The sequence below is a fragment of the Methylobacterium nigriterrae genome, assembly GCF_037106235.1.
Taxonomy (GTDB): domain Bacteria; phylum Pseudomonadota; class Alphaproteobacteria; order Rhizobiales; family Beijerinckiaceae; genus Methylobacterium; species Methylobacterium nigriterrae.
In genome coordinates this window covers 1-11,227 of sequence record NZ_JBAWTG010000145.1, presented here as the reverse complement: position 1 = coordinate 11,227, position 11,227 = coordinate 1, and the positions used below count along the sequence as shown (strand labels likewise).

Here is an 11,227-nt window from a genome sequence, read left to right as displayed (position 1 = left end):
ACGGCCGTCGTCAGCGTGTGCTGAAGGGCCGATCACCCGACAGGGTCCTGCGTGAGCGGCTGAAGGCGAACCCCGAACTCGCCAAGCCCGTTACCAAACCGCCTGATCCGGACGCGCTCCCGAAAGCCCTCAAGGTTGTTGCAGCCGCCAAGGAGGTCTCGCATCCAGACACATAGCTGCGCACTTGCCAAACTTCACAGCGTCCAAACAGCTCAGGAAGCAGGGCGAAGGGCGTTCAGGAACCGCGCTCAGCTGATTGAAGCTGGAGGCCTCAGCAGCGGCTTCACTCCACACGAAGTGTCCGACTCAGCCCGAGCCGCGGTACCGTCCAATTTTTCGCTGGTCTGTCCGGTGCTACGCAATCGGACCCAAATTGGACCCATGGGCCAAGCAACCGAATTGCGACGCGAGCGGCTTTCCCTTAAGCCGTTGCAAATACGAAAAGAAATGGTCGGAGCGAGAGGATTCGAACCTCCGACCCCTAGTCCCCCAGACTAGTGCGCTAACCGGGCTGCGCTACGCTCCGACACCCCGAAGGGTTCGGGCGTCTTAGCTTTCCGATCTGGGCTGCGCAACCCCGGTCTGCGGCCCTTTTCGCACGCCGCGGGACCCCCGCATGGCTGGTCCTCGGGGGCCCGGGGCGCTACCGGGTTGAGTCGAGCCACCCGGAACCCCCGACCCGCCGAGGATCATGCCGCAGACCGCGATCGCCTTCGACCTCACCCGCCTCATCACCCGCCTGCGCCATCCGAGCCCGAGCGGGATCGACCGGGTCGACCTGGCCTATGCCCGTCACGTCCTGGCGGGGGAGGGGCATCGCTTCGGCCTCGTGGCGACGGCGCTCGGGCCGCGCATCCTCGACCGGGCGCGCTTCTCGGCGATCGTCGAGGCGGTGTCGGCCGGCTGGGTCGAGGACGTCGAGGCGGGGGAGGACCCGGTCTATCGCGATCTCGTGCGGCGGCTCGGCGGCCGGCCGGACGGGCAGGGCGGGGGATTGCCGCCGTCCGCGGCCCGCGCTCCCTCCCGGCACAGGCGCCGGCTCCAGGCCGAGACCGCACTCCGCACGCTGCGGGCGGCGGGAGTCGACGCGCTGCCGCCGGGCACGCTCTATCTCCACACCTCGCACCTGCGCCTCGACCGGCCGGAGCGCTTCGACTGGCTCTACACCCGCACCGACATCCGGCCGGTCTTCTTCGTGCACGATCTGATTCCGATCACCCATCCCGAGTACGGGCGGCCCGGCGAGGCGGACCGGCATGCCCTGCGCATGCTCACGATCGCGCGGCACGCGGCTCACATCATCGTCAACTCGGCCGATGTCGGCGCGCAGGTCTCGCGCCACATCGCGGGGCTCGGCCTCGGGGCAAAGCCCGTGACGGTGGCCCATCTCGGCGTCGAGCCGGCCTTCGCGCGGGAGGGCGAGCGCTTCGCGCCGGACCGCCCGGTCTTCCTCGTCTGCGGCACGATCGAGCCGCGCAAGAACCACCTGATGCTGCTCCAGGTCTGGCGCGCGCTCGCCGAGCGCCTCGGGCCCGCGGCGCCGCGCCTCGTCCTCGTCGGGCGGCGCGGCTGGGAAGCCGAGAACATCGTCGACATGCTGGAGCGCTGCGCGGCGATCCGGGACCACGTCGTCGAGGTCTCGGGGCTCTCGACCCACGGCCTCGGCGCCCTGATGCGCAGCGCCACGGCGCTGCTGATGCCCTCGTTCACGGAGGGCTACGGGCTGCCGGTCGTGGAGGCCGCCGCCTGCGGGCTGCCGGCGATCACCTCCGACATCCCGGTCCACCGCGAGATCGGCGACGGCTTCGCGGATTTCCTCGACCCCCTCGACGGGCCGGGCTGGATGCGGGCCGTGACGGAGTTCGCCGAGCCGGGTTCGCCCCGCAGGGCAGAGGCCGCGGAACGCTCGGCCGCCGCCGTGTCGCCCTCCTGGCGGGCTCACTTCGCGCGCGCGGGCGCGATCCTCGGCGGATGAGCGCGCCCGCGCCGGACCGGCGGCTGTTGCGCCGCTGAAGACTGACGAATATGGAAAGGCGTCAGCCCGCCCGTGTTTCCGGCGGCGCTGGCGGTGCGCGCCGGTCGCCTGCGCCCCGCCGCGTCGGCTCCGGACGCCTCCGGCGGTCCTCAGGCCTGAAGACCGGCGGATGAGGTGAGTGGATGAAGATTGTCGACCTGGACAGGGACGCGATCAAGCGCGGCCTGGCCGATGGCGCGCTGCTCGTGATCGACGTGCGCGAGCCCTACGAGTACGAGGCCGGCCACATTCCGGGGGCGGTGGCGCATCCGCTGTCGTGCTTCGATCCGGCGAGGCTGGCGGACCTGATCGCCCAGGACGGCCGCCGACCCGTCTTCGCCTGCGCGGCCGGCGTGCGCTCGGTGCACGCGCTGGCGGCGGCCCAGAATGCGGGCCTGCCGATCGAGGCGCATTATCGCGGCGGCTTCAAGGACTGGTACGCGGCCGGTGAGCCGGTTGAGTAGAGGCCGTCCGGTTGCCTGCCGGACGGGCCCGACCCCATCCGCCCTTTCTGCAGAGGTGTGCGGCACCGCACCACACGACTCGCGCCGAGCTTCTACGGCGCGGGGCGCAGGGAAACCCAACATGCGCATGCGTCGGCTCTCGAGCCTTCTCGGTCCTCTCGGCCTCGCGGCCGCTCTCCTCGCCACGCCGGTGCTCGCCCAGGCGCCGGGCGGGCCGCCGCCGACCGTGACGGTGGCCAAGCCCGTCGTGAAGGAGATCGTCGAGCGCGACGCTTATACCGGCCGCTTCGATCCGGTCGAGTTCGTCGAGGTGCGCGCCCGCGTCACCGGCTACCTCGACAAGATCGCCTTCCAGGACGGCGCCACCGTCAAGAAGGGCGACTTGCTGTTCGTGATCGACCGCCGCCCCTACAAGGCGGCCCTCGACCAGGCGACGGCGACGCTCGCCTCCGCCAAGGCGCGCCTCAACTTCACCCAGACCGACCTCGACCGCGCCCAGACGCTCAGCCGCTCGGGCAATATCTCCGAGCAGGTCACCGACCAGCGCCGCCAGGCCTCGCAGACCGCGCAGGCCGACGTCGACAACGCCGAGGCGGCCCTGCGCCAGGCCCAGCTGAACTACGACTTCACCGAGGTGCGCTCGCCGATCAACGGCCGCATCAGCCGGCGCCTCGTCACGGAGGGCAACATCGTCATCACCGACCAGACGATGCTGACCACGATCGTGTCCCTCGACCCGATCTACTTCGCGTTCACCGTCGATGAGCGCTCGTTCCTGAAGTACCAGGGCAGCCTCGGCATCGGCATGGGCCAGACCCAGCAGGGCAAGGGCGTTCCGATCCTGATCGCGCTGACCGGCGAGGAGAAGCCGACCCGCAAGGGCACGCTCGACTTCGTCGACAACCGCGTCGACAACCAGACCGGCACGGTCCTGCTGCGCGCGACCGTCGAGAACCCGGACGGATTCATCAAGCCGGGCCTGTTCGGCATCGTGTCGCTGCCGGCCACCAAGCCGTTCCGGGGCATCCTGCTGCCCGACGACGCGGTCTCCGCCAACCAGGACAAGCGCATCGTCTACCTCGTGGGCGACGACGGCACGGCCTCGGCCAGGGAGGTCAAGCTCGGGCCCAAGGTCGACGGGTACCGGGTGATCCGCGAGGGCCTCAAGGGCGACGAGACCGTCGTGATCAATGGTCTGCTGCGCGTGCGTCCCGGCGCCAAGGTGACGCCGGAGATGCAGACGCTGCCGCCGACAAGGTCCTGACGCGCCCGCGCGGGCGGGACGCGCCAGGTCTCGAAACGATGTTCGCCGGACCCGGGACGCGCCGCGCCCCGGGCATCCGCGCCGATGACGACGCAAGCCGATGCCGGCCTCGGGGCCGGAAGCGGCCAGAGGTTTGACCGATGCGTTTTGCCCATTTCTTCGTCGACCGGCCGATCTTCGCCTCGGTCACCTCGATCATCTTCCTGATCCTGGGCTACGTCGCCTACGAGTCGCTGCCCGTCTCGCAATATCCCGAGATCGTGCCGCCGACCGTCGTGGTGCGCGCCTCCTATCCCGGCGCCAATGCCGAGACGGTCGCCGCCACCATCGCGACGCCGATCGAGCAGGAGGTGAACGGCGTCGACAACATGCTCTACATGACGTCGCTCTCCACGAACGACGGCAACATGCAGCTGACCGTCACCTTCAAGGTCGGCACCAACCTCGATATCGCGAACGTCCTCGTCCAGAACCGCCTCTCGGTGGCGCAGCCGCGCCTGCCGCCGGACGTGCGCAACCTCGGCGTCACCGTCCGCAAGGCCTCACCCGACCTGATGCTGGTCGTCCACCTCCTGTCTCCGAACAAGACCTACGACCAGAACTACCTCGCCAACTACATCTACCTGAACATCCGCGACGAGATGCTGCGCCTCGACGGCGTGGGCGACATCAGCATCTTCGGCGGCAACGAGTACGCGCAGCGCATCTGGCTCGACCCGAACAAGCTCGCGGCCTACGGCCTGTCGACCACCGACGTGATCTCCGCCCTGCAGGAGCAGAACGTGCAGGTCGCGGCCGGCGCGCTCGGCGCCCCGCCGGCGCCCTCGACCAGCGCCTTCCAGCTCGTGGTGCAGTCGCAAGGGCGCTTCCAGACGCCGGACGAGTTCGCCAACGTCATCGTCAAGGCGAGCGACGGGCGCCTGGTCCGCATCAAGGACATCGCCCGCGTCGAGATGGGCCAGAAGGACTACACGACGAACTCCTTCCTGAATGCGACGCCCGCGGTCGGCATCGGCGCCTTCCAGCGCCCCGGCACCAACGCGCTCGATGCGGCCAACTCGGTCAAGGCGACGATGGAGCGGCTCAAGGCGAACTTCCCGCCGGACGTCGAGTACCGCATCGCCTACAACCCGACCGAGTTCATCGAGGAATCGATCCACGAGGTCTACAAGACCCTGTTCGAGGCGGTCGGCCTCGTGGTCATCGTGGTGCTCGTCTTCCTGCAGAGCTGGCGCACCGCGCTCATCCCGGTCATCGCGATTCCCGTCTCGCTCGTCGGCACCTTCGCGGTGATGGCGGCGCTCGGCTTCTCGCTGAACAACCTGACGCTGTTCGGGCTAGTGCTCGCGATCGGCATCGTGGTCGACGACGCGATCGTCGTCGTCGAGAACGTCGAGCGCAACATGGCCGAGGGGCTCTCGCCCGGCGAGGCCGCGCACAAGACCATGGACGAGGTCGGCGGCGCCGTCGTCGCCATCGCGCTCGTGCTCGCGGCGGTGTTCATCCCGACCGCCTTCATCCCGGGCATCTCGGGCCAGTTCTACAAGCAGTTCGCGCTCACCATCGCGGCCTCGACCATCATCTCGGCCTTCAACTCGCTGACGCTGTCGCCCGCGCTCTGCAAGCTGCTCCTGAAGCCGCACCACGCCCATGCCGCGCCGAGATTCTTCCTGGCGCGCTTCGTCAATTGGCTGGCGCGGGGCTTCAACCGCGGCTTCGACGCGCTCTCGAACGGCTACGCGGCGACGATCCGCTTCCTCACCTCGCGGGCGATCGGCCTCATCGCGATGCTGCTCGTCTACGCGGCCGCGATCGTGGGCACCGTCCACCTCGCCCAGACGACCCCGACGGGCTTCATCCCGGACCAGGACCAGGGCTACCTGATCGGCGTGGTCCAGCTCCCCTCCGGCGCCTCGCTCGACCGTACCACCGCGGTCGTCACCCGGGCGGCCGAGATCGCGCGCGGCGTCGACGGCGTCACGAACTCCGTGATCATCGCCGGCTTCGACGGCGCCACCTTCACCAACACCACGAACAGCGCCGTGATGTTCCTGACGCTGAAGAACGCGAAGGAGCGCGCGGCGGCCGGGCGCAGCGCTGTTGTCATCACGGGCGACGTGCTCAGGGCGACGGCCGGCATCCAGGAGGCGCGCATCATCGTGATCCCGCCGCCGCCCGTGCGCGGCCTCGGGACCGGCGGCGGCTTCAAGATGCAGATCGAGAGCCGCCAATCCTCGGCGATCGGGCCGCTCTTGGCCGCGACCGGGGAGCTGATCGGCCAAGCCAACCAGAGCAAGGACGTGCAGCGGGTCTTCACGACCTTCGGCAACGACACGCCGCAGCTCTTCATCGACATCGACCGCACCGTGGCGCGGATGCTGAACGTGCCGCTGTCCAACGTCTTCTCGACGCTTCAGGCCAATCTCGGCGGCGCCTACGTCAACGACTTCAACACGCTCGGCCGCATCTACCAGGTCCGCCTGCAGGCGGACGCGCCCTACCGCGTCAGCGTCGAGGACATCACGCAGCTGAAGGTCCGCTCCTCCACGGGCGCCCTGGTGCCGATGGGCACGCTCGCCTCGGTCCGCGAGATCACCGGTCCGCAGATCGTGCAGCGCTTCAACCTGTTCTACTCGGTTCCCGTTCAGGGCGTGGCCAAGCCCGGCATCTCGACCGGCCAGGCGCTCGACGCCATGGAGCAGATGGCCCGGAAGGTCCTGCCGGAGGGCTACGCCTACGACTGGAGCGAGATCGCCTTCCAGCAGAAGGCGGCGGGCGGCACGGCGATCTACGTGTTCGCCCTCGGCGTGCTGCTCGTCTTCCTGGTGCTGGCCGCTCAGTACGAATCCTGGGCCCTTCCGCTCGCGATCATCCTGGTGGTGCCGACCGGCGTCCTCGCCGCCCTGTTCGGGGTGCAGCTCAGGGGCCAGGACAACAACATCCTGACCCAGATCGGCCTGATCGTGCTCATCGGCCTGGCGGCCAAGAACGCGATCCTGATCGTCGAGTTCGCCCACCAGATCGAGGAGACCGAGCACAAGGGCCCCGTCGCTGCGGCCGTCGATGCCTGCCGCCTGCGCCTGCGCCCGATCCTGATGACGGCCTTCGCCTTCATCCTGGGCGTGCTGCCCCTCGTCGTCGCGACGGGTCCCGGCTCGGAGATGCGGCAGGCGCTCGGCACGGCCGTGTTCTTCGGCATGATCGGCGCGACCTTCTTCGGCCTGTTCCTGACGCCGGTCTTCTACGTGACGATCCGCAACCTGCTGATCTGGATCGCGCGGAAGCGCGGCACCAACCCGCAGGACACGACGCCCGACAAGCACGACCCGCACGCCGCCCCCGCCCACCCGTAGCCGCAGGCATCGCGACGGCTCGGCCGGCCCCGCGTCGTCTCGGCGCCGGGGCGGGGCCGCAACCGTTTCGGCGCCGCCGCATTGACCGGCCTGGAACGGTCGGGCGCGAGGGATGCGGAGCATGGCACGGGTGGCGGTTGTGACGGGCGGGACGGCCGGGATCGGGCTCGCGACCGCCCATCTCATGGCGTCCCGCGGCTGGTCGGTGGCGGTGATCGCGCGCGATCAGGGCCGCCTCGACGCGGCGGCCGAAGCACTCTCGGCCTACGGCCGACCGGTCCTGGCGATCTCGGCCGACGTCTCCGACGCCGGCGCCGTCGATGCCGCGGCGGAGCGGATCGAGCGCGAGCTCGGGCCGATCCGGGCCTGGATCAACAACGCCATGTCGACGGTGGTGAGCCCGGCCGACCGCATCACCCCGGAGGAGTACCGGCGCGTCACCGAGACGACCTATCTGAGCCATGTCTTCGGCACGCTCGCGGCCCTGCGCCACATGAGGACGCGCAACCGCGGCGCCATCGTGCAGGTCTCCTCGGGCCTCGGCATCCGGGCAGCACCGCTCCAGGCGCCCTACTGCGCGGCGAAGTTCGCGGTCTCGGGCTTCACGGATTCCCTGCGGGCCGAGCTGATCCATGACGGCGTCGACGTCACGCTCAGCGTCGTCTACCTCCCGGCCGTCAATACGCCGCAATTCAACTGGGCCCGCACCCGCACCGGCCACGGCCAGAACGCCCCGGATCCCGTCTTCGACCCGCGCCTCTGCGCCGAGGCGATCCACCACGCCATCGAGCATCCGCGCCGGGAGGTCTGGGTCGGCCGCTCCTCCCTGCTGATGGCTGCGGCCCAGGCCGTCGCGCCGGGTTTTGCCGACCGCAAGGCCGCCGAAGCCTGGGAGAGCCAGCTCGAGGACGAGCCCGCCCCCGATCGCGCGGGCAACCTGTTCGAGCCGGTGCCCGGCGCGGTCGGCATCGACGGCCGCTTCGGGGAGCGCACCAAGCATACGCGCAGCGAGTTCTGGACGAGCCGCGAGCGCGATCTGCTCGTCCTGGGGCTCACGGGTGCGGCCATTCTCGGTCTTTCCGGCCTCGCCGCGATCGCGCGCGTGCCGAGGCGTCTCATCGCGAGGCGGTAGGCGGGACGCCAACGCTTCCCGCCCGGATCTGCCGCCGAGATCGACGTCCCGAGCGAGGGTCGTGCGGCATACACCGCCCGGTCGATCCGGCGGCGCCTCACGCTCGGCTTCTCGCGGCCGATCGTGCAATCCCCGGCCCCGCCTGCTAGGTCAGCCGCGACGCCACCTGCTCCGAGACGCCCGTGCCCGGTTACCTGCCCTTCGCGGGCGCCCTGAAGCTGCCCGCCTATACCTGCGACAATTGCGGCTTCTGGCAGCGCCATTTCGAGACGCCGCCGCATTGCCCGATGTGCCTCGACGCCCGCCACGTGGTGCCGCAGGATGGCTGGCGGTTCTGGAGCGAGCGGCAGGCGCAGGCGCGCTTCCCCTGCCACTGGCAGGAACTGGAGCCGGGCGTCTGGCGATTCTGGAACGAGCCCGTCTCCGGGATCGGGCCGAGCGCCTACCTGATCCGGACCGAGCAGGGCAACATGGGCTTCGAGGCCTGCCCGGTCTTCAGCGAGGCGGCGCTCGACCACATCGCGAGCCTCGGCGGGATGCAGGTGCTCTCGGCCTCCCACCCCCATTCCTACGGCGCGCTGGTGCAGCTGCAGGACCGGTTCGACCCGGAGCTTTGCCTTCCGGCGGCCGACTTCACCTGGAGCGCGGCCCTTCAGGTGTCGTGGCCCTACGACGACGTGCTCGAGCCGCTGCCGGGGCTCGAGCTGCACCGCACCGCCGGCCATTTCGACGGCCACGCGGTTCTGCTCGACCGTGCCCGAAAGATCCTGTTCTGCGGCGATGCCCTGAAGTTCGAGCTCGACCCGCAGGATTTCCGCCGCGCGCTCACGATCTCGGCCCACAAGGCGTTCGTGCGCGGCGTGCCCCTGACGATCAACGAGCTGCGCCGCTACCGCGACGTGTTCGCGCAGCTCGACTTCAATCAGACTTGGACGCCCTTCGAGCCGGCCGCCAATTGCGGCCGGCCCGAGGTGCTGGCGCTGATCGACCGGATGCTCGCCACGCGGCCCCACGCGGCGCCGGTCCCCCTTCAGAGCCTGCGGGCGGGGTGACGCGCCCCCGGCGCCGGGGTTCCGCCCTCAGCGCCGCGTGTTCGCGGCATTCTGGCCGAACATCACCTTCTTGGCATCCTCGCTCATGGTCTTGCCGTAGTCCGGGTTGACCTCCGGGGCGCGCGCGTAGGCGGCCTTCGTGGCCGGCCGCTCGGCGACGGACTCGAACCAGCGCTTCAGGTTCGGGTGATCGTCGAGGTTCTGGCCCTGCTTCTCCCACGGCACGATCCAGGGATAGGCCGCCATGTCGGCGATCGTGTAGTCCGGCCCCGCCACGTAGTCCCGATCGGCCAGCCGCCGGTCGAGGACGCCGTAGAGCCGGTTCGTCTCGTTGACGTAGCGCTCGATCGCGTAGGGGATTCTCTCGGGCGCGTATTGCGAGAAGTGGTGGTTCTGCCCGAGCATCGGCCCGAGGCCGCCCATCTGCCAGAACAACCATTGCAGGGTCTCGGCCCGGCCGCGCAGGTCGGCCGGCAGGAAGCGGCCGGTCTTCTCGGCGAGGTAGAGCAGGATCGCGCCCGATTCGAAGAGCGGGACGGGCGCGCCGCCGCCCGCCGGCTCGTGGTCGACGATCGCCGGCATTCGGTTGTTCGGGGCGATCTTCAGGAAGTCCGGCTTGAACTGGTCGCCCGCGCCGATGTTCACGGGCCTGATCGTGTAGGGGAGGCCGGCCTCCTCCAGGAACAGCGTGACCTTGTGGCCGTTCGGCGTCGGCCAGTAATAGAGATCGATCATCGGGACTCCGGGTTCTGCTCGCCTGTCGGCGCCGCCCTCGCGGCGCAGGTGGGACGCCTGCGTACCGAGGTCAAGCGGAGGCGGCCGGAAGCTTGACACCGGCGGACCCGCGCGAGCCTGCTGTCGCGGCGCCGGACAGGAGAGGCCCGATGCCCGCTTCCGAGATCGACCGGATCCGCGCCCGCCTCGCGGCGAGCCCGCGGCCCGCGGATCTCGCCGCGCGCCGTGCGCGGGTCGACGGCCTCGGCGCCGATTACGTCATCCCGGCCGACGTCAGGATCGAGCCGGTCGAGGCCGGAGGCGTGCGGGCCGAGTGGACCTCGACGCCGGCAGCCGACGCGCGCCGGGTCATGCTGTTCCTGCACGGGGGCGGCTACGTCTCCGGCTCGCTCGCGAGCCACCGGCACATGGTCGCGCAGGCGGGCCGCGAGGCCGGCGCCAGGACCCTGGCGCTGGCCTACAGGCTCGCCCCGGAGCACCCTTTCCCGGCCGCCCTCGAGGATGCGCTCGCGGGCTACCGCTACCTTCTCGCCTCGGGCATCGCGTCCACGCGAATCGCGCTGGCCGGTGAGAGCGCGGGCGGCGGCCTCGCCCTTGCGACCCTGATCTCCCTGCGCAAGGCCGGCGACCCGATGCCGGGCTGCCTGTGGTGCGCCTCGCCCTGGGTCGACCTCGCGCTCACCGGGGAAAGCCTGTCGGCCAAGGAGGCGGTCGATCCGCTGATCCATCGCGATTATCTCGCGGAGCTGGCCGCGGCCTATCTCCAGGGCGGCGATCCGGACGCGCCGCTCGTCTCGCCGCTGCGGGCCGACCTCGCGGGCCTGCCGCCGACGCTGATCCAGGTCGGCTCGGCCGAGACGCTCCTCGACGACGCCGTGCGGCTCGCGGGCGCCGCGGGCGCCGCGGACGTGCCCGTGACGCTCCAGGTCTGGCCCCGCATGATCCACGCCTGGCACTTGTTCTTCCCGGAGCTGCGCGAGGGCCGTGAGTCGCTGGCGAGCGCTGGCGCCTTCATCCGGGGCCATGTCGGGAACCATGGCGGCGCCCCGAGCGGCGCGGACGCCCCGCCCGGCGGCCTTGCCGCGCTTGCGCGGAGCCCGTAGATACCTCGACATGTCGGGGTGTAGCGCAGTCTGGTAGCGCACCTGGTTTGGGACCCGCTGGCCTATCATTCTAAGTCCCTGCCAGAACTCAATAAAATTTGGTCGCTCGC

8 protein-coding genes, 1 tRNA gene and 1 pseudogene are annotated in these 11,227 nt (G+C 70.3%); 8 read left to right on the top strand and 2 right to left on the bottom strand.

Going from position 1 to position 11,227, the window contains the following annotated elements; genetic code table 11:
* Nucleotides 1-176 (top strand): annotated as a pseudogene (locus tag WDW90_RS40940) (IS481 family transposase); the annotation flags it as partial.
* A gap of 272 nt (nt 177-448) precedes the next feature.
* Here WDW90_RS40940 and WDW90_RS31515 read toward each other — a convergent pair.
* A tRNA-Pro gene (locus WDW90_RS31515) sits at nt 449-526 on the bottom strand.
* 165 nt (nt 527-691) lie between these two features.
* Between WDW90_RS31515 and WDW90_RS31510 the strand changes: the two genes are divergently transcribed.
* From WDW90_RS31510 to WDW90_RS31485, 6 genes are all read left to right on the top strand, one after another.
* The gene (locus tag WDW90_RS31510) at nt 692-1,975 is read left to right on the top strand and encodes a glycosyltransferase family 4 protein (protein WP_336491511.1); all 1,284 of its coding nucleotides are present in this window, start codon (nt 692-694) and stop codon (nt 1,973-1,975) included.
* 182 nt (nt 1,976-2,157) lie between these two features.
* Nucleotides 2,158-2,478, top strand: coding sequence for a rhodanese-like domain-containing protein (locus tag WDW90_RS31505; RefSeq protein WP_336491509.1), 321 nt, complete (start codon nt 2,158-2,160; stop codon nt 2,476-2,478).
* A gap of 121 nt (nt 2,479-2,599) precedes the next feature.
* Nucleotides 2,600-3,742, top strand: a complete 1,143-nt coding sequence (locus WDW90_RS31500; protein ID WP_431311161.1) for an efflux RND transporter periplasmic adaptor subunit — start codon at nt 2,600-2,602, stop codon at nt 3,740-3,742.
* A 140-nt stretch (nt 3,743-3,882) separates the two neighbouring features.
* Nucleotides 3,883-7,095 (top strand): efflux RND transporter permease subunit, encoded by a 3,213-nt coding sequence (locus tag WDW90_RS31495; protein WP_336491507.1) that lies wholly within the window; start codon nt 3,883-3,885, stop codon nt 7,093-7,095.
* A 121-nt stretch (nt 7,096-7,216) separates the two neighbouring features.
* A complete protein-coding gene (locus WDW90_RS31490) occupies nt 7,217-8,227 on the top strand; it encodes an SDR family oxidoreductase (protein ID WP_336491505.1) in 1,011 nt (336 codons plus the stop codon).
* 182 nt (nt 8,228-8,409) lie between these two features.
* Nucleotides 8,410-9,279, top strand: coding sequence for an MBL fold metallo-hydrolase (locus WDW90_RS31485; RefSeq protein ID WP_336491504.1), 870 nt, complete (start codon nt 8,410-8,412; stop codon nt 9,277-9,279).
* A gap of 27 nt (nt 9,280-9,306) precedes the next feature.
* On the opposite strand, the gene WDW90_RS31480 is transcribed toward WDW90_RS31485, so the two are convergent.
* Nucleotides 9,307-10,014, bottom strand: coding sequence for a glutathione binding-like protein (locus tag WDW90_RS31480; RefSeq protein ID WP_336491502.1), 708 nt, complete (start codon nt 10,012-10,014; stop codon nt 9,307-9,309).
* A 149-nt stretch (nt 10,015-10,163) separates the two neighbouring features.
* Between WDW90_RS31480 and WDW90_RS31475 the strand changes: the two genes are divergently transcribed.
* Nucleotides 10,164-11,117, top strand: coding sequence for an alpha/beta hydrolase (locus WDW90_RS31475; RefSeq protein ID WP_336491501.1), 954 nt, complete (start codon nt 10,164-10,166; stop codon nt 11,115-11,117).
* Nucleotides 11,118-11,227: the final 110 nt, after the last annotated feature.

Excerpts from the sequence above, each read along its gene's own strand:
- WDW90_RS31480 (WP_336491502.1), bottom strand. The coding sequence starts at position 10,014 with ATGATCGATCTCTATTACTGGCCGACGCCGAACGGCCACAAGGTCACG.
- WDW90_RS31500 (WP_431311161.1), top strand. The coding sequence starts at position 2,600 with ATGCGCATGCGTCGGCTCTCGAGCCTTCTCGGTCCTCTCGGCCTCGCG.
- WDW90_RS31495 (WP_336491507.1), top strand. The coding sequence starts at position 3,883 with ATGCGTTTTGCCCATTTCTTCGTCGACCGGCCGATCTTCGCCTCGGTC.
- WDW90_RS31490 (WP_336491505.1), top strand. The coding sequence starts at position 7,217 with ATGGCACGGGTGGCGGTTGTGACGGGCGGGACGGCCGGGATCGGGCTC.
- WDW90_RS31505 (WP_336491509.1), top strand. The coding sequence starts at position 2,158 with ATGAAGATTGTCGACCTGGACAGGGACGCGATCAAGCGCGGCCTGGCC.
- WDW90_RS31510 (WP_336491511.1), top strand. The coding sequence starts at position 692 with ATGCCGCAGACCGCGATCGCCTTCGACCTCACCCGCCTCATCACCCGC.
- WDW90_RS31475 (WP_336491501.1), top strand. The coding sequence starts at position 10,164 with ATGCCCGCTTCCGAGATCGACCGGATCCGCGCCCGCCTCGCGGCGAGC.